The organism is Desulfatiferula olefinivorans (assembly GCF_054657895.1).
The window spans coordinates 40,171-60,766 of sequence record NZ_BAAHXV010000001.1; the positions used below are offsets into that span (position 1 = coordinate 40,171).

The 20,596-nt window shown below is 59.0% G+C and carries 17 protein-coding genes and 2 tRNA genes; 8 read left to right on the plus strand and 11 right to left on the minus strand.

Features of this window, described 5'->3' with window-relative positions; genetic code table 11:
- Positions 1-13: 13 nt before the first annotated feature.
- Positions 14-595 (plus strand): hypothetical protein, encoded by a 582-nt coding sequence (locus tag ACYQ11_RS00145; RefSeq protein ID WP_459921704.1) that lies wholly within the window; start codon positions 14-16, stop codon positions 593-595.
- A 319-nt stretch (positions 596-914) separates the two neighbouring features.
- On the opposite strand, the gene ACYQ11_RS00150 is transcribed toward ACYQ11_RS00145, so the two are convergent.
- The 4 genes from ACYQ11_RS00150 to ACYQ11_RS00165 all read right to left on the minus strand — a co-directional run bounded on the left by ACYQ11_RS00150 (position 915) and on the right by ACYQ11_RS00165 (position 6,881).
- The gene (locus tag ACYQ11_RS00150; RefSeq protein WP_459921705.1) at positions 915-2,057 is read right to left on the minus strand and encodes a hypothetical protein; all 1,143 of its coding nucleotides are present in this window, start codon (positions 2,055-2,057) and stop codon (positions 915-917) included.
- A 388-nt stretch (positions 2,058-2,445) separates the two neighbouring features.
- On the minus strand, positions 2,446-3,993 hold the full coding sequence (locus ACYQ11_RS00155) for a hypothetical protein (protein ID WP_459921706.1): 1,548 nt from the start codon (positions 3,991-3,993) through the stop codon (positions 2,446-2,448).
- 1,243 nt (positions 3,994-5,236) lie between these two features.
- On the minus strand, positions 5,237-6,130 hold the full coding sequence (gene nadA, locus ACYQ11_RS00160) for a quinolinate synthase NadA (protein ID WP_459921707.1): 894 nt from the start codon (positions 6,128-6,130) through the stop codon (positions 5,237-5,239).
- Between the two features lie 31 nt (positions 6,131-6,161).
- Positions 6,162-6,881 (minus strand): LolA family protein, encoded by a 720-nt coding sequence (locus ACYQ11_RS00165; protein ID WP_459921708.1) that lies wholly within the window; start codon positions 6,879-6,881, stop codon positions 6,162-6,164.
- Between the two features lie 68 nt (positions 6,882-6,949).
- On the opposite strand from ACYQ11_RS00165, the gene ACYQ11_RS00170 reads away from it, so the two are divergent.
- From ACYQ11_RS00170 to ACYQ11_RS00190, 5 genes are all read left to right on the plus strand, one after another.
- Positions 6,950-8,191, plus strand: a complete 1,242-nt coding sequence (locus ACYQ11_RS00170; RefSeq protein WP_459921709.1) for a molybdopterin molybdotransferase MoeA — start codon at positions 6,950-6,952, stop codon at positions 8,189-8,191.
- A 26-nt stretch (positions 8,192-8,217) separates the two neighbouring features.
- Complete coding sequence (locus ACYQ11_RS00175; RefSeq protein WP_459921710.1) at positions 8,218-10,152, plus strand: molybdopterin biosynthesis protein; 1,935 nt, start codon at positions 8,218-8,220, stop codon at positions 10,150-10,152.
- A gap of 49 nt (positions 10,153-10,201) precedes the next feature.
- A complete protein-coding gene (locus ACYQ11_RS00180) occupies positions 10,202-11,032 on the plus strand; it encodes an undecaprenyl-diphosphate phosphatase (RefSeq protein WP_459921711.1) in 831 nt (276 codons plus the stop codon).
- A gap of 39 nt (positions 11,033-11,071) precedes the next feature.
- Complete coding sequence (locus ACYQ11_RS00185) at positions 11,072-12,424, plus strand: phosphomannomutase/phosphoglucomutase (protein ID WP_459921712.1); 1,353 nt, start codon at positions 11,072-11,074, stop codon at positions 12,422-12,424.
- 243 nt (positions 12,425-12,667) lie between these two features.
- Positions 12,668-13,057: a cold-shock protein gene (locus ACYQ11_RS00190; RefSeq protein ID WP_459921713.1), complete on the plus strand. Its 390-nt coding sequence runs from the start codon at positions 12,668-12,670 to the stop codon at positions 13,055-13,057.
- A 186-nt stretch (positions 13,058-13,243) separates the two neighbouring features.
- On the opposite strand, the gene mutL is transcribed toward ACYQ11_RS00190, so the two are convergent.
- The 7 genes from mutL to ACYQ11_RS00225 form a co-directional block, all read right to left on the minus strand.
- Positions 13,244-15,112 carry a DNA mismatch repair endonuclease MutL gene (gene mutL, locus ACYQ11_RS00195; protein WP_459921714.1) on the minus strand — a complete coding sequence of 623 codons (1,869 nt, stop codon included), beginning with the start codon at positions 15,110-15,112 and terminating at the stop codon, positions 13,244-13,246.
- Positions 15,113-15,127: 15 nt separating this feature from the next.
- Positions 15,128-15,313, minus strand: coding sequence for a hypothetical protein (locus ACYQ11_RS00200; RefSeq protein ID WP_459921715.1), 186 nt, complete (start codon positions 15,311-15,313; stop codon positions 15,128-15,130).
- A 17-nt stretch (positions 15,314-15,330) separates the two neighbouring features.
- Entirely contained in the window at positions 15,331-16,791 is a 1,461-nt protein-coding gene (gatA, locus tag ACYQ11_RS00205) for an Asp-tRNA(Asn)/Glu-tRNA(Gln) amidotransferase subunit GatA (RefSeq protein WP_459921716.1), read from the minus strand.
- Between the two features lie 26 nt (positions 16,792-16,817).
- Positions 16,818-17,105 carry an Asp-tRNA(Asn)/Glu-tRNA(Gln) amidotransferase subunit GatC gene (gene gatC, locus ACYQ11_RS00210; protein WP_459921717.1) on the minus strand — a complete coding sequence of 96 codons (288 nt, stop codon included), beginning with the start codon at positions 17,103-17,105 and terminating at the stop codon, positions 16,818-16,820.
- A gap of 7 nt (positions 17,106-17,112) precedes the next feature.
- Positions 17,113-17,832, minus strand: a complete 720-nt coding sequence (locus ACYQ11_RS00215) for an SPOR domain-containing protein (RefSeq protein ID WP_459921718.1) — start codon at positions 17,830-17,832, stop codon at positions 17,113-17,115.
- A gap of 21 nt (positions 17,833-17,853) precedes the next feature.
- The gene (argS, locus tag ACYQ11_RS00220) at positions 17,854-19,521 is read right to left on the minus strand and encodes an arginine--tRNA ligase (RefSeq protein WP_459921719.1); all 1,668 of its coding nucleotides are present in this window, start codon (positions 19,519-19,521) and stop codon (positions 17,854-17,856) included.
- 186 nt (positions 19,522-19,707) lie between these two features.
- Entirely contained in the window at positions 19,708-20,106 is a 399-nt protein-coding gene (locus ACYQ11_RS00225) for a hypothetical protein (RefSeq protein ID WP_459921720.1), read from the minus strand.
- Positions 20,107-20,377: 271 nt separating this feature from the next.
- Between ACYQ11_RS00225 and ACYQ11_RS00230 the strand changes: the two genes are divergently transcribed.
- A tRNA-Ser gene (locus tag ACYQ11_RS00230) sits at positions 20,378-20,465 on the plus strand.
- A 16-nt stretch (positions 20,466-20,481) separates the two neighbouring features.
- Positions 20,482-20,571: transfer RNA gene (locus tag ACYQ11_RS00235), tRNA-Ser, on the plus strand.
- The last annotated feature ends 25 nt before the right edge of the window (positions 20,572-20,596 follow it).

Here is a 20,596-nt window from a genome sequence, read left to right on the forward strand (position 1 = left end):
GCGGAGGTACGTCATGAAGCGATGTTCCACGATTCTTTTAGTGTTGGCCGTCATGATGTCGGCCGCACCGGTTGCCGCGGTTCGGGCCGACACCCCGAGTATGGTGATTCTGCCGTTTGCCGTCAGCTCGGAATCCGGCCTCACCGGGCTCGACACCGGGCTGATCGATCTGTTTGCGTCGCGCATCGCGTTTACAAACAAGCTGGATATCGTGGACACCGTGCGGGCCGTGGAACTCTACCGCAACGCTTCCGAAGCCCCCCAGGAACGGATTTTCGTGGTCGGCCGTGAAACCGGGGCCGATTACGTCCTGACCGGCAGCCTCGATGATTCGGCCAAGGGCATTGTGCTGCGGGCCTTCGTTCTCGACACCGCAACGGAAAAGCCTCTGATGGAGCTGTCGGAAAAAAGCGGACCCTACGATAACGCCGATGCCGTCATTGTTCTGGTGAACCTGATCGCCGATCGGATCAATCGGGATCTTTTTTCGCGGAAAGCCCCTGAAGCCCCCGAGCCCCAACCCACGGACAGCCCCTACAACATCTACGCCCATCCGGACAAACTTCTGGAGTTTGTTCCAAAAAAGGGGAAATGAGGGGATGGTCTGTCTTTAAGGCGTATTCCCGTTTTCAATGAACGACGCAGCGTCACGTGATGGGCACGCGTTGCTTTGCCCATCCTACAGGATAGCGCCCAACAACGTGTTGTTTATTCAATAGGGATAATCGGAGCCATGTGCCGGGCATTTGCAGGCCGTCCGCGCCACCTGTCCACCGGGTCCACGCCGTCCACCCTGTCCGTGTTTGAAACGCCGAAAACCCATCAAGAAAACCGCGACGCACTCGCGCAAAAATGAGGGGCCACCATACGGTATCCCCTCATTTTTTGTTTTGTGCCACTGAGTCGAAGCCGGATCAGAACGAAAAGACGATCTCATGGCCCATGTACATAATGGGATCGTCCCAGGCGTCCACATCGCCGTAGGCCAGGGCGATGGAATAGGAAAGCGCGTCGGTGAGCTGATAGCTGCCGGTGAGGTTGATTTCCAGAATGCCGGTATCATCGGTTCCCCAGGCATCCTCGCTCACGTCGGCGTAGGCCAGGGCCGCACCCAGACCGAGCTTGTCATTGACGGCATAGTCCCCGTAGACTTTGACCAGGGCCATGGCGCCGAGTCCGGCGATATCGCCGTCATCGTTGTCCATCAGCACCATGGGGCAGAAATCGGTGCCGAAATCGGTGAAATTCCCGTCGTCTTCGCTGCCGTAAGCCACAGCCAGCCCTGCCTTGAGGGCGTCTTTGGTCATCCAGACATCGGCGTAGAGGTTGACGGTGTCGTAATCGCTGTCGCCGGGGACATCAGTGGATACGTTCCAATAGTTGAGTTCCGCTTCAAAGCCCAGCGCCCCGAACTCACCGGCGGCAGCCATGGCGGCCAGGATGGTTTGGGTTCCATCTTCGCCCTGATCGGCCACGGCCGCACTGTCATCGGCATAGGCCAGCTTGGGCATCAGCACCAGGTCACCGGCTTTGACGGTCATTTCCACGGAGTATTCGTCTGAGTCGTCGTCTTCACCATCGACCACCGTGGTATCGCTTGCGCCGATTTCGTTGTTTTTCTGGACATAGGCGGACAGGGTCCCGAAGGAATAGTCTTTGGTTACCCGCAGTCTCAGGTAGCCGTCATCGGCGTCACCCAGCATGGTTCCCCAGGCGCCGCCGTCCATGAGCCCGGCTTCGGCCCTGGTGCCGCAGGCGAACACATGGGTCAGCCAGACCCGGTCCAGGGTGATGTCGGATGTATAGGTGGTATTCGGATCATCCCCCCAGGTTCGGTCCACGATGCCGAAGGACGTTTTCATCCAGGTGCTGTCATCGGCCTTGAACGTCACGGCGATGTCCAGCTCATGGCTGTAATACCCGTAGTCCACGTCCCCCGTGTCGTAATAGTCTCCGTCGATCACATAGGTCCCTTCCACCGCCACGTCCACGGCAAGGGCCGCCGGGACATAAAGAGCCGTCATCACCACCATTGTCGCCATGATTCGTTTGATCATTCGTCCTTCCTCCTGTTTCATTGATATGCTTTGTTCAGCCGCTGAGGGCTGCATCCTTTCCCCGATGCGCTTAAGGCATCGTTTCGTGGACAGGGGAAATAGCATGGATTGTGCCGGCCGTCGATATCAAACGGTGCCTTCCGGAAGATTCGATTTGAATCCAGATGGTTATCCGAGTGTTTGTCGAAGCCGGACGGGACGCTTCCCCAGGACGATCATGACAAAAATGTCAATTCAGGCTCAAGCAATCATACAGAAATGAACGGACACGGCGTATTTACGGGGGGGTGTGATTGGCCGACAAAAAAGCCCGGATCGACGTCGATCCGGGCTTTTCATGATCGAGCAAGGGGACGGCACAGGGCTCGCCCCCGTTTCGGTGAGTGGTTTAGAAGGAAAGTACCAGCTGATGATACAGTGCGGTCACGTCGTCGACTTTGGTATTGCCGGTGGCGCCTTCCCAGAAGTCCCCTGCCATCAAATGAGCGGCGATGGCGGTGTATTCCAGATTGTCCATCAGCTTCCAGGTAAAGGAAAGGTCGAGTTCCATGCCGTAGTCGTCATCCCAGCCGGCCGGTGCTTCGTCGGCCGTGGCCATGCCGAAGATGCCGCCCAGGGAGATGGTGTCGGTGACGTCAAAACTGCCGCCCAGATACATCAGGTTCATACCGGCGGTGTTCATGGCGGAGCCGACTTGGAGAATGTTACCGTCGCCGCCCAGGGTGCCGTCCAGCCCGCTGTCATCGCCGGTCAGGATAAAGAGTTTTTCCCAGTCTTCGCCCTGGCCCAGGAAGCCGGCGTATTCGATGTCGCTAGAGAATCCGTCTTTGTCGCCGCTGAGGTAGGCATAGCCCACTTCGACATTGGCCTTGTCCATGGGGTAAGCCACTTCCAGCCAGTAGCACATGGCATCCACGTCTTTTTTTACACTGGTGTTGGCCTGGGTAGCATTGGCGGCGGCAGTACCGGCAGCATCGGCCTGAGCGGGAGTTGCGCCTAGACCTAAAGCACCCATAAACGTTGCTTGATAAACAGCCGTCGTGAGCCCCGGATAAGGCCCTTTTAACTGAGCTTCACCGTTGATGTAACCGAATTCGGCATTGATGTTCAAAGGACCGACTTTACCGGAAAAATAGGGGGCCACATACACAACCTGACCATCGATACGGGGGTTATAGTTATCTGAAGCAGCGCCAAAGCTTAACGCAGCGGCACCGGCTGCGGCGGCGGCAGCAGGATCGAGAGGATTGGCCTGGAAAGCGATAAAGGCGCTATTTAATGCGTCGATCTCTGCGTCAACGGTGATCGCTCCATTATCTGCAACAAAGGTATTGTAACTGTACAATCCCAACAGAAGACCCGTTTTCCAGTCCTTGCTCATGTAGGTACCGGTCAGGTAGAATTTGTCGTTGTCCCGGTTGGTCTGCTGGGTTTCCAGGGCTTTTTCGGCCACGGCGCCGAAGATGAACTTGTCGTCGCCCACGGGGATGGGCAGGATGTATTCGAGGCGGTCCGTACCGTAGTCGTTGCCGTCATCGAAGAAGTCGGTGCCCCATTTCACGCCGGTTTTCCGGCCCACCTGCCACACGCCCACCGGGGAGATGATGCGCATCCAGGCATGGTCGAACTGGATGTTGTCGTCGTCTTCATCGTCCACCGTGTTGGTGAACTGGGAACTGAGCATCTTGTCGAGAATGTCGACGCGGGTGAAGAAGGTGATCTTGTCGGTGACTTTGGTTTCGGTGTTGAGGCGGAGCTGCATTTCCCGGTAGGATACGGTTTCCTGATCATCGCTGTCGGACTCCAGGCCGGGGTTCAGGTTCAGGACACCATCCAGCGTAAACGTCCCTGTGACTTTCGTCTCCAGGGCAAACGACGGGGCTGCCAAAAGCAGAGCCATCAGAACTGTTGCGCCAGTTGCAATAATTTTTTTCATCGTGTTCTCCTTCTCAAGTTATGGTGGATCTTAAACAATAAACACCCAGTTGCTGCCTGGATTGGCCACGGGCCAAACGCGGCCGTGGACGAGCGGAGGACCTCCTTTTCTGTGGTTAGGACCAGTCGGGACGGCATCACGTCAGAGGCCGGACGGGCCGGTTGATCGCCAAACCCGACGATGAATCCTGATCGTGATACCGTAACGCAAACGGAAATGGCGTTACATTGCGTAAACTATGTTATCAAATTACATTAATAACTAATCTTCCTGCTGAATTCTGTCAAGGCTTTTGTTCATATTCTGGAGGGGTCTTCGGCGGTAAAACCCCTGCGAAATGGCGATTTGTTCTGGGCCGTTTACTCGATACACAGATCAATACCGGGTTCAGTGCCAGAGAATGGTCGCTATGGGCATGTAAATTTTAATCAAAAAAACAAATAGATAACCAAATCAAGCGATCGGCGAAATTCATTTACTCACAGTCATCAGGGTCAATATCGTGTTCGTGGATAGGATCAGATCCCCTGACCTCAGGGGCCGGGGACGGGTACATCGGGTGTATGCAAAAAAAATGTTATTTTTGTGTATATACTCAATGGGGATAAAAATCAAGTCATTTGGGGCGGGAAAAGACGGGGAGTGGGGCGGTGGGGCAGTGCGCACGGACCACGGACAGGCACGGACGTTCACGGACAAGCACGGACACGGCTCCTTCGGAGCGGTGTTTTGGGGCCTGAGGTCCGTTGGCGGTCCACCGTCCGTGGCCGTCCGTGTGTCCATTTTCGTCCACAACGTCCACGGATGTCCGTGTGTCCGTGTTTTCTGAGTTAGTACCGTTTCAGCCGGTGCACAGGGTAAGGGGCGGCGGGGCAGTGCGCACGGACCACGGACAGACACGGACGTTCACGGACACGGCTCCTTCGAAGCGGTGTTTTGGGGGCCTGAGGTCCGTTGGCGGTCCACCGTCCGTGGCCGTCCGTGTGTCCATTTTCGTCCACAACGTCCACGGATGTCCGTGTGTCCGTGTTTTCTGAGTTAGCACCGCCTCAGCCGGTGCACAGGGTGAGGGGCGGCGGGGCAGTGCGCACGGACCACGGACAGGCACGGACGTTCACGGACAAGCACGGACGCGGCTCCTTCGGAGCGGTGTTTTGGGGCCTGAGGTCCGTTGGCTGTCCACCGTCCGTGGGAGTCCGTGACTGTCCGTGTTCGTCCGTGTGTCCGTGAAGAACGCCCCACTTTACGCCAGCGCAACCATCCGTTCCACCGCGGCAAGGGCGCCCAGGCGGATGTCTTCGGGGACGGTGACCCGGCCGGTCAGGGTCTCCAGGCTGTGGACAATATCGGCCAGGGTGATTTTTTTCATGTCCAGGCATTCCATTTTCAGAGAGGCCGGATAAAACCGTTTGTCGGGATGGGCTTTTCGCAGGGGATGCAGGATGCCGATTTCCGTGCCCACGATAAACTCCCGCGACGACGATGTCCCGGCGTAGGCGATCATGCCCGAGGTGCTGTGAATCACGTCGGCCAGGGCCAGGATGTCCGGCGGGCACTCGGGATGGGCCATGAACTCCGCGTCGGGGTGGGCGGCACGGACCCGCATGACGTCCTCGGGGGTCAGGGCGTTGTGAAAGGGGCAGTAACCGTCCCAGAGGTGGATTTTCTTGCCGGTTTTCGAGGCCGCGTACATGGCCAGGTTTCGATCGGGCGTCATCAGCATCTCGGGGGCGTCCAGGCTGTTGGCTACTTTAATGACGTTGGCCGAGGTACAGCAGATCGTGGACAGGGCCTTGACGGCGGCGGAGCTGTTTACGTAGGTGACCACGGGCATGGGCGGCAGTTCGGCCAGCCGTTTTTTCAGAGCCGCAGGCGTGATCATGTCCGCCATGGGACACCCGGCGTCGGTCCGGGGCAGCAGCACGGTTTTGTCCGGCGAAAGAATGCAGGCGGTTTCGGCCATGAAGTGAACACCGCAAAACACGATAATTTCGGCATCGGTGCGGGCGGCCTTGATGCTCAGCTCCAGGGAGTCGCCGCACAGATCCGCCGCGTCGATGATCTCTGCGGGCTGGTAGTTATGGGCCAGAAGAATGGCGTTTTTTTCTTTGAGCAGGGATTTGATTCGGTCTTTCATAGGGTTCCTTATAGTTTCTGGGCCGTTTCGGTCAATCCAGGGGAATGATCACGGCCTTTTCCGGCACCGTGAAGCTGAACAGGCCGTCGTCGGTCGGGACGTCGAAGGTCAGATCCGAAAACGTGATCCGGGTTTCCTCGCCGTTGACGTTGACCGAGACGATGGTAAGAAGGTCAAAGGTCGAGCGATGGATGATCAGATCGATAACGGCAATGCCTGCGGACGGGTCGTTGGGTATCAGATGAAGGCCGACCGTTAAAGGATCGTCGGTCTCGGAAAGGGTGACCGAAAATCGCGACCTTATCTGCCGGATGTCGGTGAGGACAGCGGCGCTGCCCCCCTTGCCGAAGAAATCGTCGGCCCGGCCGATCCACACCGTGTTGTCCGCGGGGCTGTGAATCCAGAGCGTCTCGCCGTCGGAAATATAATCGAGCACGTCGGGCGATTCGTAGGACCATCGGAATTTCCCCGGACGTTTGAAAAAGGCTTTACCTTGGGCCCGTTCCGTGATTTGTATGTCCGGCAGGGGCGAGGCCTGGTGAAAGCTCGCCCGGTAGGACGGGGCCTGATAGCGTTGCTCCAGACCGCCGAGCACCGATTCCAGGGTCAGGCTGCCGGACTCGCCGGCAGACACCCGGGCCGTGATCAGGGTCAGCCCCATGACAAGTAACCATGTGGTCCGAAGACCCGTGCGTATGATGTATTTCACCCGCGTATCCTTTGATTCGATGTTGTTTCGACCTAGATCCATGGTCCGTTCCTTATAAGATTTCGTCGCGGGGATCAAGGGATTATGCGTCTAAAACCCGGATGGTGTTCATGAATCGTTTTTTTAGCGTGGCAACCCGTGAATCGGTTCTGGCCCTCTGCCGTCGTTTCGGCATCATGGGCGAGGAGAAGGTGCCCCTGGATCAGGCCGTCGGTCGAACCCTGGCGGCGGATCTGATCGCCGACCGCGATCTTCCGGAATTCGCCCGGGCCACCATGGACGGCTATGCGGTTCCGGCCGCTTCGACCTTCGGCGCCTCGTCGGGGAGCCCCGCCTGGCTGACGGTCGTGGGCGCCGTCGCCATGGGTGAACGACCTGACTTCGAGGTGCTTCCGGGCCAGGCGGCACGCATCGCCACCGGGGGCATGCTGCCCCGGGGGACGGACAGCGTGGCCATGATCGAAATCACCGAGGCGGTGGACGAGGCGACCATCGAAGTCTATAAAAGCGTGGCCCCGGGTCAGCACATCATCGAGCGGGGTGAGGATTTTGAACAGGGCCGGTGCATCCTGGCACAGGGCCGCCTGATCCGTCCCCAGGAGGCCGGTCTGCTGGCGGCCTTCGGTATCGATCCGGTGGCCGTTTACAAAAAACCCCGCGTCGGCATCATTTCCACCGGCGACGAAATCGTTCCGGTCCGAAGCACTCCGCCCCCCGGCCACATCCGGGACATCAACACCTACACCCTCCAGGGACTGATTCACCAGAACGGCGGCATCCCCAAAAGCTACGGCATTGTCAGGGACCAGGCCGACGATCTTTTGGCCCGCTGCGAGGCGGCCCTTGTCGAAAACGACATGCTGCTGATTTCCGGGGGCAGCTCCGTGGGGGTTCGGGATGTCACCACCGAGGTTCTGGGCGCCCTGCCCGATTCGGACATTCTGGTGCACGGCATCGCCATCAGTCCGGGCAAGCCCACCCTTTTGGCCCGGGTGGGCGACACGCCCGTCTGGGGCCTTCCCGGCCATGTGGTCTCGGCCATGATCGTCTTTGACCAGGTGGTCCGGCCCTTTCTTCTGACCCTTTCAGGTCGGATCGACGCCGGAGAAGACCGGTTCGATCTCCCGGCGGTGCTGACCCGCAACGTGGCCTCGGCCCAGGGCCGGGAAGAGTTTATCCGGGTCAGACTGATTCGCGACGCCGATCAGGTTCTGGCCGAACCGATCCTTGGAAAATCAGGAACCCTCAACACCATGGTCCTGGCCGACGGGCTGATCCGCATTCCCATGAACACCGAAGGTCTGGACCGGGGCAGCCGGGTCCGGGTTCAACGGATGGCCCCTTTCTTCTAATCATGACACAGGACAAGGATACGCTGATGACCGTCAAACGCAATGTCTACCTGGATATGAAATCCATCGAACAGGCTCTGGACATTCTCATGAGCCGTGTTTCCGATCCCGGCAAGCGGGTGGAGCAGATCGACACGGCGAGCAGTGTGGGCCGGATCCTGGCCGAGCCTGTTTCGGCCCGTCTGTCTTCTCCGGCCTTCCATGCCGCCGCCATGGACGGGTTCGCCGTCCGGGCCGAAGATACCTTCGGCGCCCACCCCGGCCGTCCCCGGGATCTCGAAATCGGCATCGGGGCCTTTCCGGTCAATACGGGGCATGTGATGCCGCCATCCACCAACGCCGTCATCATGATCGAAATGGTCGTCGCGCAGGGCGAGCAGCGGATTCGCATCGAAGCCCCGGCCTTTCCCTGGCAGTACGTCCGAAAAACCGGTGAGGACATCGTGGCCACAGAAATGCTGTTCGCCCACGGCCACCGCCTGACGCCCTACTGCATCGGCGCCCTGATTTCAGGCGGGGTGTTCCGGGTGCCGGTGGTGAGAAAGCCCCGCCTTCTGGTTATTCCCACCGGATCGGAACTGGTGGATTACCACAGCCTGAAAGAGGGCAGTCTTCGTCCCGGTCAGGTCATCGATTCGAACAGCCATGTGCTGACGGCCCTGGGAGAGGCCTGCGGGGCGCAGGTGACCCGCCATCCCCATGTGATCGATGATCCGGAGCGGATCGGCGAGGTCGTGGGCGACGCCGCAAAAAACGACGATATCGACATGATTCTTCTGGTGGGGGGCTCGTCGGCCGGATCCCAGGACTTTTCCCGGCATGTACTGGAAACCCGCGGCGAGGTCTGGGTGCACGGGGTGACCATGATGCCGGGCAAACCCCTTTTGTTCGGACAGGTGGGCGGCACACCCGTGTTCGGCATTCCCGGCTACCCCGTATCGGCCATCGTGGCCTTCGAACAGTTTGTCCAACCGTTGATTCACCGCATGATCGGCTGGTGGCCCGAACCCCGAAAACAGATTGACGCGTCGCCCATCCGTAAAATCACCTCGAAACTGGGCATCGAGGAATTTGTCCGGGTCAAGATCGGCAAGGTGGGTGAGCGTCTGGTGGCCACACCGATTCCCGGCGGGGCCGGGTCCATCACCTCCATCACCCAGGCCGACGGCATCATCCGGATTCCGGCGCAGACCGAAGGCCTTTCCGCCCTCGAACCGGTCAGGGCCGAACTGCTCAAGCCCCTTGCGACCATTGAAAACACCCTGGTGATCGTGGGCAGCCACGACAACACCCTGGATGTTCTGGCCGACCAGATCCGCCGGTCCGGAAACCCCGATCAGGTCACGGTGTCATCGAGTCATGTGGGCAGCATGGGCGGATTGATGGCCCTGAAGAAAGGGCTTTGCCACCTTGCCGGATCCCACCTGCTCGACGAAAGCGACGGCACGTACAACCTGTCCTATATCCGTAAACATTTGCCGGACAAACCGGTCCGCGTGGTCAATCTGGTGCTCCGGGATCAGGGGCTGATCGTCCCCAAAGGCAATCCCAAAGGCATCCTGGGCATCGACGATCTCTGCCGACCGGACATCCGGTTCATCAATCGTCAGGCCGGTTCGGGAACACGAATCCTCCTGGATTACAAGCTGCGTGAGCAGGGTCTGGACCACAAATTGATTGACGGATATCAGCTGGATGAGTATACCCATATGGCCGTGGCCGTGGCGGTTCTGTCCGGCGCCGCCGATGTGGGGCTCGGCATTTACGCGGCGGCCCGGGCCCTTGACCTTGACTTTATTCCCGTGGTCACGGAGCAGTACGATCTGGTGATCGATCAGGCGTTTATGGATTCACCGATGATCCGAACGCTTCTTGACACCATAGAAGACCCGGCCTTCCAAAACCGGGTCCTGGCCCTGGGGGGGTACAGCACCGAAAAAACCGGGACCGTCATTCTGTGACCCGGAACCTCCGGACAGGAGCCTATCACATCAGGGAGCGTGTCATTTTATGGAAATGTATCAGGCCGTCATCCTGGGTATCGTTCAGGGTCTGACGGAATTTCTGCCCATCAGCAGCTCAGGTCATCTGGTCCTCGTTCAGCAGCTTTTCGGCCTGAAAGAGGCCGAACTGGTGTTTGACGTGGGGCTCCATGTGGCCACCCTGACGGCCGTCCTCATCTATTTCAGGCGGGATCTGGCCGCCATCCTGACCGCCCTGGGCCGGATGACCGGCAAGGTCCTGACCGGGCGCATGGTCTGGTCCCAGGCTCTCCTCGACGGGGACGTCAGAATGGCGGTACTGATCGTCATCGGCACCCTGCCTACCGTGGTGATCGGCCTTTGTTTTCACCGTATCGCCGAGCGGATGTTTTCATCGGTGGCCTTGGTGGGCGCGGCCCTGTGCATCACCGGAATGATGATCTGGCTGACCCGGCCCCTTCAGAACCGGAGCCTTGCTATCGATCGTTTTTCCATCAAAAAGGCCCTGATCATCGGACTGGTCCAGGGGCTCGCCATCACCCCGGGCATTTCCCGGTCCGGGTCCACCATCGCCGTCGGACTTTATCTGGGCCTGTCCCGGGAGCTGTCGGCCCGATTCTCCTTTCTGCTCAGCATTCCGGCCATCTGCGGTGCGGCCGTTCTCCACCTGAAGGATCTGAACGGAGCCGAGCAGCTGCCGCCGGTCGTTCTGGCTTCCGGCATGGCCGCCGCCGGTGTGTCGGGGTATCTGGCCCTTGCCTTTCTGGTGTTTATCGTGAAAAAAGGACGATTGTTTGTTTTTGCTCCCTATTGCTGGCTTCTTGGCCTTTTGTGTCTTGGCCTGACCATTTTTTCTTAACCATTGAAACCAATCTGTTTGACCCCAGAGGAAGACACCATGAACAAAAAAATTTTCAGGGAATACGATATCCGGGGTGTGACCGGGACGGACCTTGACGATGACAAGGTGGTCCTGATCGGTCGGGCGGTGGGCACCCTTTTGCGCCGTGAAGGCCGACGCAGCCTCGTCGTGGGACGGGACTGCCGTCTGACCTCGGACCGCTATGCCGACAAGGTCATCGAAGGTCTGATGTCCACCGGCTGCGAGGTGCTGGACATCGGCGTCTGCCCCACCCCGGTCATGTACTTTTCGATTCAGCATTTCAAGGTCGAGGGCGGCCTGATGGTGACCGCCAGCCACAACCCGCCGGAATACAACGGGTTCAAGCTCTGCAGCGGAACCGATTCCATCCACGGTGAGGGAATTATGACCCTCTACCGCCTGATCGAGCAGCGGGATTTCGAGACGGGCACCGGCGCCAGGCAATCGGCGGACGCTGTTAAGCCCTACATGCAGTACCTGTTTGATACGATTCGCATCAAAAGACCCCTCAAGGTGGGGGTCGACGCGGGCAACGGGACGGCAGGCCCCCTGGCGGTCCCGGTCCTCCGGCATTTCGGTTGCGAGGTCCATGACCTTTATTGCGACATGGACGGTCGTTTTCCCAATCACGAGGCCGATCCCACGGTGGCCGCCAACATGAAGGACCTGATCGCCCTGGTCCGTGACAAAAAGCTGGATCTGGGCATCGGCTACGACGGGGACGGAGACCGGATCGGCGTGGTCGACGAAACCGGGGCGATCGTCTACGGTGACCAGCTGATGATCGTGTTCGCCCGGGAGATTCTGACGCGCAAACCCGGAGCCACCTTCATTTCCGAAGTCAAATGCTCGAAAACCATGTACGACGCCATCCGCGAGCGGGGCGGCAACGCCGTGATGTGGAAAACCGGTCATTCGCTGATCAAAAAGAAGATGAAGGAGGAAAAGGCGGCCCTGGCCGGTGAAATGAGCGGGCACATCTTTTTCGCCGATCGGTACCTGGGCTTTGACGACGCCCTGTACGCCACCTTGCGGCTGCTTGAAATTCTCTCGGACACGGGCCTCTCCATGTCCGACCTGCTCAAGGACATTCCGGCCACGTTCACCACCCCGGAGATCCGGGTGGAGTGTGCGGACGAGGTGAAATTCAAGGTGGTCGACGCCGTCACCGATTATTTCAGAAGCCGTCACGACATCATTGATATCGACGGTGTCCGGATTCTGTTCGACGACGGATGGGGGCTGGTTCGCGCCTCGAACACCCAGCCGGCCCTGGTGCTTCGGTTCGAAGCCCTGAGCGCGGCGCGCCGGGATGAGATCCGGGCCTATGTGGAAACAACGCTGGCGAACATCATTGAATCCCTGTGAGGCTTTTGGTCCGGCCGTCGTCCATGCGTCCTTTCGGGCGGCGGCCGGATTGATATAATTGCTCGTATTTAAAGGTTATAATCCTCTTTTCGTTCCGGGTTACCCCACGCTTTTTTACTTCCGAAAAAAAATCGGTCCTGCTCGATGATTCCCCTTGAATTTTTTTGAGGTATGGTGTAATGAAAAACCATAGTGCCTTTTGAAGGAATGCTCAAACGCGTGTAATACCTCAAAAGAAATGTCTTGAATCGCGTATTTCCGCTGGTTTACAAGACCGCCGACAACACTGAAAAAAATATCTTTTTGATATCATCATATCTTACAATCGTGCTTGGTCATGACGACAGGGTATGGTTGTATCAAAAGGCCAAGACGGTCCCGGCATCGGGAATAACTCAGGAAATGTTCATTTTTTTACAAGGAGGAGTGGTTTTGCCAGAAGGAACTGTAAAGTGGTTTAGCGACAAAAAAGGCTATGGTTTTATTGAGCAGGAAGACGGGAGCGATGTGTTCGTTCATCACAGCTCCATTGATATGCCCGGTTTCAGAACCCTGTCCGAGGGAGAACGCGTCTCGTTCGAAATTGAAACCAGCGGTCGAGGGTCTGCTGCAAAGAATGTCATCAAGTTATAAACAATGCTGCAATATTTTTCGTGAAAAACCCCGCCGCCCGGCGGGGTTTTTGTTTTTATCGTTTGACGGCTTCGTAGATCGTTCGGGATCAAGGCTTGCGAAGCCCGAGGAATGAGGCGTACTTAAGGTACGCCGCAGTGACGAGGGCTGACGCGTAACGCTAAGATCGGACGGTTTAAGAAACCGTCATCGTTTGAAGGCTTTTTCGATGCTGCCCAGACTGTAACGGGTCCAGGTGGGACGGCCGTGGGGGCAGAACGAGGGCTGCTCGCAGGCGTCCATCCGGGCCAGCAGATGCCGGATCTGGGTGTCGGACAGGGACTGGTGTGCCCGGATCGCTCCGTGGCAGGCCATGAGGATCAGGCAGTCGTCCAGGGCCTGCTCCAATGCTGTGGACGTGCCAAGTTCCACCAGTTTTTCGGCAATCTCGGTGACGAGGCGGGTGATCATCCCTTCGGACAGGACCGCCGGGACCGCTTTGACGGCAAAGGTGTTCGGGCCGAAGGGCTCGATCTCCAGTCCGCGATCCGCCAGCCCGTCGAGCACACCGGAAAGGGCCGCCGCCTCCTTGTACCCCACCTCGATGGTTTCGGGAATCAGAAGGGACTGACGGGCGATGGCCCCCTGTTTGTTTTTCAATTCCTCGAATACCACCCGCTCATGGGCCGCATGCTGGTCGATGATGATCAGGCCCTGATCCGATTCACAGAGGATGTAGGCGTTGTGAAGCTGTCCGATAATCCGTAAATCTTTGAAAAAACTGGGCTCCCACAGGGCGGCCTCCCGGGGGGGAGCGGCGGGGCCGGTTTTTTTTTCGTCAAGGGCTCCCGGGGTGAACCGATCCGGAGAACCGACCGCGTTTCCGGTGCGGGCCGGAGCGTCCGAAGCGGCAGGCGCGACGAACGGGGGCGGTTTTTTTTCACAAACGGCCTGCGGGTCGTCGTCGGCGGCACGGCTGAACACCTGCGGTCTGTTGAATGCCTTGGGGTGTACCGTGGAAACGGGCCGGACGTCGGGTCGTGTCGACATCGAAGGGGCAGGCGTTTGAACGGCATACACCGCCCGCTCGGCATGGGTCAGGGCCTGGGACACGGTGGTCTGAACCGAGGTGTAGATGCGGCTGTGGTCCACAAACCGGACCTCGTGCTTGGTGGGGTGAACATTCACATCCAGCTGATCGAAGGGAAGAGTAAGAAACAGAACGGCCACGGGAAACCGCCCTTTCATCAGCCGTGATCCGTAGGCGGAGATCAGGGCGTGAATCAGGCGGCGGTCTTTGATGTGACGTCCGTTGATGAACAGAAAGATCCGCTGGGCACTGCTGCGGGTCATGTCCGGTGAGGAGACCAGCCCCGACAGGGACAGGTAGCCGTCATCGAAGGCCACCGTGATCAGGCTGTTGTGGAATTCCCGGCCGAGCACATCCACGGCCCGGTCGTAGGGGTCCGCGGCTTCGGGCCAGCTTTTCACGGCCTTGCCGTTGTGGCTCAGACGGAACTGGACCGTGGGCCAGCCCAGGGCGATGCCGGCGATGGTGTCCAGGATATGACCCATTTCGGTGGTGGTGCTTTTGAGAAACTTGCGGCGGGCCGGGGTGTTGTAAAACAGCTGTTCGACGGTGATGACCGTGCCGGGGGCCACCCCCATGTCCCGGACCTTTCGGACCGTGCCGCCGTCGATGAAAATGCCGACGCCGATATCCGAGGTCCTCTCCCGGCTGACCAAACTGAAGCGGGACACGGAGGCAATGCTGGGAAGCGCCTCGCCCCGAAAGCCCAGGGTTTTTATGGAAAACAGATCCTCATCGTTGTAGATCTTGCTGGTGGCGAACCGTTCGACGGCAAGGAGGGCATCGTCGCGGCCCATGCCCAGGCCGTTGTCCGACACCCGGATCAGGGATTTGCCCCCGTTCTCGATCTCGATGGCGATCAGGCTGCTCCGGGCGTCCAGGGCGTTTTCCACCAGCTCCTTGACCACGGAACCGGGGCGCTCGACCACCTCGCCGGCGGCGATTTTATTGGACAGGATTTCAGGAAGTACGCGCACCCGGGCCATGGCGTCAGACCCCTTCTATGGTTTTTTTTTGTCCAGATAAAAGCGTACCAGAAACTCCGAGGCGTTGGGGGCCAGGTTGAACCGCATGCCGGCCTCGTCGATCAGCTGAATGATTTTTTTCTCGGGATGATCCCGACGGGTTTCATCGATCCAGCAGATGGCCTTTCGGATGCCCTGGCCTTCGGGGATGACCGTACTCATAATGAATGCTCCCGGGGTTAGAGGTTGGGACGTCTGGTATGGACGTCCGTAGCCGATTCAAACGCGTGGGCCACCGTCAGCAGGGTGGCCTCGTCAAAATGCCGTCCCATCAACTGAAGCCCAATCGGAAGGCCACGACGGTCGAAGCCGCAGGGTACGGAGAGGGCCGGAATCCCGGCGAGGTTCGCCGAGATCGTGAAGATGTCGGAAAGATACATCGTGAGGGGGTCGTCCGCATCCTGGCCGATGCGACCGGCCGGTGAGGGCGAGACCGGCGACAGCAGAAGATCACAGTGCTCGAACGCCGCCTTGAAGTCCCGGATAATCAGTGTGCGCACCTGGGAGGCCTTGTTGTAATAGGCGTCATAATAGCCCGACGACAGGGCGTAGGTGCCGATGATGATCCGGCGCTGCACCTCCAGGCCGAACCCCCGGGACCGCGTTTTACGGTACATGTCGATCAGTTCGGTCTGGTCCGTGTCCCGGAGGCCGTACTTGACCCCGTCATACCGTGCCAGGTTGGAGCTGGCTTCCGAGGGGGCGATCACATAATAGACCGCCACCGCATAGGGCGTGTGGGGCAGGGAGATCGGGACAAATTCGGCCCCGAGATCCCTAAGGGTCACGACGGCCTGATCCACGGCGTCTTTCACGTCGGGGGCCATGCCCTCGGCGCTGAAGTATTCGGTGGGCAATCCGATTTTCAGGCCCGTGAGACGTCGTCCGAGTCCGGCGGTGAAATCGGGCACCGGTTCCCGGACCGAGGTGGAATCCTTGGGATCGAAGCCGGAAACGGCATTCATCAGAAGGCCGCAGTCCCGGACGTTCCGGGTCAGCGGACCGATCTGATCCAGGGAGGAGGCAAAGGCCACCAGGCCGTAGCGCGAGACCCGACCATAGGTGGGTTTGAGTCCGACCACGCTGCAGTGGGAGGCCGGCTGTCGGATCGACCCCCCGGTGTCGCTGCCCAGGGAGCCCAGGCACATGCCCGCGGCCACCGAGGCCGCCGACCCGCCGCTGGAACCGCCGGGCGAATGGTCGGGATGCCAGGGGTTGGTCGTGATGTGGAACCCCGAGTTCTCGGTGGTGGAGCCCATGGCGAATTCGTCCATGTTCACCTTGCCCGCGATGACGGCGCCGGCTGCCTTGAGCTTTTCGATGACGCCGGCGTCGTAGGTGGGGACGAAGGATTCGAGCATTTTCGATGCGCAGGTGGTTCGAAGTCCCCGGGTGCAGATCAGATCCTTGATGGACAGGGGGATGCCGGTGAGGGGGCCACCCTCGCCCCGGGCCAGCATCTGATCGGCGGCATCGGCATCGGCCAGGGCCCGGTCAGGGTCCACGGTGATGTAGGCACGGACCGTTTTGTCCACCTGCTCGATACGGTCAAGCACGGCTCGGGTCAGTTCCCGCGAACTGAAGTCTTTGCGTTTCAGCCTGTCGGCCGCCTCATGAATGGAAAGATCGTAAAGCGTCATGGTAATGTCCCGATGATGGTAATGGTTTATCCCACGATTTTGGGAACGATGAAACACCCGTTTTCATGGACAGGGGCGTTTGCCAGGGCCTGATCCGTGCCCGGTGACGGGATGACCACGTCGTCCCGGAAGGCATTGGACAGGGACAAGGCGTGGTGGGTGGGCGGCACGCCCTCGGTGTTGACCTGCCCCAGGGTATCCACATAGTTGAGAATGGTGCCGATCTGATCGGCCAGTCGATCCGTCAGGGTCTCGTCCAGTTCAAGACGGGCCAGATCGGCAACCTTGCGTACGTCCTCGCGTGAAATGCTCATGCTGTGTCTATCTCCTCACCAGAAATGCGTCGATGTTGTCCTGTTTCAGGCGGTTCAGGCCGGCGGCGGCGTCCATCCTGTCCCGGTAGGCACCGATCCTGACCCGGAACCAGATTTCATCGTCCCGGACCAGCCCCTTGACCCAATGGGCCTGATACCCGAGCCGTTTCAGCCGGGCCACCATTTTGTCGGCGTCCTCGGCGGTCCGGAATGATCCGGCCTGGATCGTGTATTTGTAGACGGCCGGGTCATGATCGTCGGCGGGCGACGGCGGGGCCGTCGTCTTCGGTCCGGCATCGGACGGCCCGGCGATCGCGGCCGCCTTGGTCAGCTGGGACGGGCTGACGATGGGTTTCCTCCGTTTGACCACCGTGCGGTTTTTTTCCGCCGGGGCGGAGGTTGGGGGCGGTGTCGCCGACACCGTTTTCCGATCATCGGGGTCCTTGTTCAGTTCCTTGAAAAAATCGAATTCAGGCCCCGTTTGGGGAACCTGTTCCATGGCGTTTAAATTCAGACGGTTTTCGGCTTCGAGGCTTCCGGAAATCTCAAGGAAAAGGCCGTCCTGATCAAGATCCACCCGGATCATGTTGCGGCCCACCAGCGTTCCCAGGAAAAAAAACAAAGAAAGAAGCACCACCAGCCCGGCGCCCCAGCCCAGAGCCCGCTGCCTGCTCAGGGTCAGGACCGCCTGCGTCTTGTCCGCCTGGGTGTCGCCGTTTTTTTTCATCGCCCCGCCATGGCCTGAGGGTTACATCCGTTCCGGGGCGGAAACGCCCAGAAGGGACAGTCCGTTTCTGATCACACTCTGAACCGCCTGGATCAGGTAGAGGCGGCCCATGGTGAGTTTGGGATCGTCGGTCAGAACCTTGTGCCGGTTGTAGTAGGCATGGAACGAGGCCGACAGGTTCATCAGATAATAGGAAATCCGATGGGGCTCCAGGTTTTTTCCGGCCGTTTCGACCACCTCCGGATAACGGCCAAGGGCCTTGAGCAGGGCGATTTCCTCGGCCTCGACCAGAAGGGCCACCGCCTCGTCGTCCCGGATCACCTCGTGAAGGTTCTTTTCCTCGGCGGCCTTTCTCAGCACGCTGGCGATCCGCGCATGGACATACTGGACGTAGTAAACCGGGTTGTCGTTGGTTTTCTTTTTCGCCAGTTCCAGGTCAAATTCAAGCTGGCTCTCGTAATGACGGGACAAAAAGATGAATCGGGCCGCATCGGACCCCACCTCGTCAACCACGTCCTTGAGGGTTTCGAACACGCCGCCCCGGGTGGTCATGGCCACGGGTTTCCCCTCGCGGACCAGGGACACCAGCTGGACCAGGATCACGTCAAAGGCCTCGCCGCTGTGGCCGGACGCCATGATCCCGGCCTTCATGCGGGGAATGTAGCCGTGGTGGTCCGCACCCCAGACATCGATCACCCGGTCGAAGCCCCGGGCAAACTTGTCCTGGTGATAGGCGATATCCGAGGCGAAGTAGGTGGTCTGTCCGTTGCTTCGAACCACCACCCGGTCTTTCTCGTCGCCGTAATCACTGGTTTTGAACCAGAGCGCGCCCTCATGCTCGTAGATGATGCCCCGGTCTTTCAGGGCGGCGATGGCGCCGTCCACCCGGCCCTCGTCATAGAGGCTCTGCTCGCTGAACCAGCGGTCGAAGGTGACCCCGAAGTTTTCAAGGTCCTTGGCGATGTCGGCCAGGATGCTGTCCGCGGCATACCGGGCGCAGACGGCGATGCCCTCGTCCTCGCTCAGATCGAGCAGGGTTTTTCCGTTGCGGTCGAGCACCTGGTCGGCCAGGTCGATGATGTAGTCGCCCTGGTAGCAGTCGTCGGGAAAGTCGACGGTGCGTCCCGACCGTTCCAGATATCGCAGGTACACCGACCGGCCCAGGGTGTTGATCTGCCGTCCGGAATCGTTGATGTAGTATTCGGTCTGGACCTCATAGCCGCAGAACCGAAGGACACGGGCCACGCTGTCACCCACGGCCGCACCCCTTCCGTGGCCCACATGGAGGGGACCGGTGGGGTTGGCGCTGACGAATTCCACCTGGGTCCGGATGCCCTTGCCCAGGGTCGACGCACCGTACCGGTCCTTTTGTTCGTGGACCGTGACCAGTACCTCATGCCAGGCCCGGGGCGTCAGAAAAAAGTTGATGAACCCCGGTCCGGCAATGTCGGTCCGGGCCAGGATACCCCGGGTATCCTCCAGATGGCGGACAATGATGTCGGCGATTTTCCGGGGAGGCATCTTCTGGGATTTGGCCATGATCATGGCCGTGTTGACCGACAGATCCCCCTGGGCTTCGACCCGGGGTTCTTCGACAAAGATCTCGGGGACCTCCGGCGAGGGCAGGTCACCGGCTTCGTAGGCCCGTGAAAGGGCCTCTGTCACCATGGCGCTGATGGAGTGTTTCATAGTCCTACCTGTTTGGCGTTCGTTGCATGGTCATGACAAGCAACTGTCATATGAATTTTCGGGTATCAAGTCAAGAACCGAACCCCTCGCCCGCGCTTGCACGGATGCCCGCCCGGGCGCCTGATAAAAAAAGCCCGGAGTCTTGTCGGCAAGGCTCCGGGCGATTGGAATCGTGATCCGGCACGATCAGTCGTCGAAATCATCACTGATTTCGTCTTCATCCTCGAGAAGCTTGTCGATTTCCGCCAGTTCCTTTTCATCGACCAGAATGTCCGTGGGCAGATTGCCCCGATTGACCAGGGCGTCGGCGTCGGTGAATTCGATGGTCGCCGAATCCTTGGGATCATTGCCGAAGATTTCGGCAATCTTGGCGGCCAGCATTTCGGCGAAAAACTGGGGAGGATAGAAATTATGGCTCCGGAACAGATCGATCAGCGCGCGGCGGCCGTCGGCGATGGCGGGTTCCAGGCGGTCGAAGGCGAGTTTTTCCTCATAGAGAAGGGCGTACTTTCCGGGTTCTGTTTCGGCAAGTTCCTGAATGATCAACTGACTGTCTTTCTTTTTCAGAATGTATTTCTGATTCATGTCTTCTGGTCTCCTGAGGAATGGGTTTCCTCCCGTCCGAACGGATGGGCCTTCATCATTTTCATTTAGTGTAAAGACCGGGTTTTCCCACGGATACGGGTTCTATATACCGACTCCGTCCATCACGGCGGCCGCATAACCCGATCATAATAACCCAAAAAAATACCATGTCAATACCGGCGGTGAATATAATTCACGTCTTTGGGAAAAACAAACAAAAAATATTGACCAATGGTTCATCTGATGCTAATTAAGGCCTGAATTTAAAAACGGAGGAGTGGCCGAGCGGCTGAAGGCGGCGGTCTTGAAAACCGTTGAGTGTCAAAGCTCCGTGGGTTCGAATCCTACCTCCTCCGCCATAAAAATCAAATCTGTGGAGAAATGGCCGAGTGGCTGAAGGCGCGCCCCTGCTAAGGGCGTATGGGTTAACGCTCATCGAGAGTTCGAATCTCTCTTTCTCCGCCAGTTTGATTAAAAAAAGCCGCATTCG

Excerpts from the sequence above, each read along its gene's own strand:
- ACYQ11_RS00145 (WP_459921704.1), top strand. The coding sequence starts at position 14 with ATGAAGCGATGTTCCACGATTCTTTTAGTGTTGGCCGTCATGATGTCG.
- ACYQ11_RS00150 (WP_459921705.1), bottom strand. The coding sequence starts at position 2,057 with ATGATCAAACGAATCATGGCGACAATGGTGGTGATGACGGCTCTTTAT.
- ACYQ11_RS00155 (WP_459921706.1), bottom strand. The coding sequence starts at position 3,993 with ATGAAAAAAATTATTGCAACTGGCGCAACAGTTCTGATGGCTCTGCTT.
- nadA (WP_459921707.1), bottom strand. The coding sequence starts at position 6,130 with ATGAAAGACCGAATCAAATCCCTGCTCAAAGAAAAAAACGCCATTCTT.
- ACYQ11_RS00165 (WP_459921708.1), bottom strand. The coding sequence starts at position 6,881 with ATGGATCTAGGTCGAAACAACATCGAATCAAAGGATACGCGGGTGAAA.
- ACYQ11_RS00170 (WP_459921709.1), top strand. The coding sequence starts at position 6,950 with ATGAATCGTTTTTTTAGCGTGGCAACCCGTGAATCGGTTCTGGCCCTC.
- ACYQ11_RS00175 (WP_459921710.1), top strand. The coding sequence starts at position 8,218 with ATGACCGTCAAACGCAATGTCTACCTGGATATGAAATCCATCGAACAG.
- ACYQ11_RS00180 (WP_459921711.1), top strand. The coding sequence starts at position 10,202 with ATGGAAATGTATCAGGCCGTCATCCTGGGTATCGTTCAGGGTCTGACG.
- ACYQ11_RS00185 (WP_459921712.1), top strand. The coding sequence starts at position 11,072 with ATGAACAAAAAAATTTTCAGGGAATACGATATCCGGGGTGTGACCGGG.
- mutL (WP_459921714.1), bottom strand. The coding sequence starts at position 15,112 with ATGGCCCGGGTGCGCGTACTTCCTGAAATCCTGTCCAATAAAATCGCC.
- ACYQ11_RS00200 (WP_459921715.1), bottom strand. The coding sequence starts at position 15,313 with ATGAGTACGGTCATCCCCGAAGGCCAGGGCATCCGAAAGGCCATCTGC.
- gatA (WP_459921716.1), bottom strand. The coding sequence starts at position 16,791 with ATGACGCTTTACGATCTTTCCATTCATGAGGCGGCCGACAGGCTGAAA.
- gatC (WP_459921717.1), bottom strand. The coding sequence starts at position 17,105 with ATGAGCATTTCACGCGAGGACGTACGCAAGGTTGCCGATCTGGCCCGT.
- ACYQ11_RS00215 (WP_459921718.1), bottom strand. The coding sequence starts at position 17,832 with ATGAAAAAAAACGGCGACACCCAGGCGGACAAGACGCAGGCGGTCCTG.
- argS (WP_459921719.1), bottom strand. The coding sequence starts at position 19,521 with ATGAAACACTCCATCAGCGCCATGGTGACAGAGGCCCTTTCACGGGCC.
- ACYQ11_RS00225 (WP_459921720.1), bottom strand. The coding sequence starts at position 20,106 with ATGAATCAGAAATACATTCTGAAAAAGAAAGACAGTCAGTTGATCATT.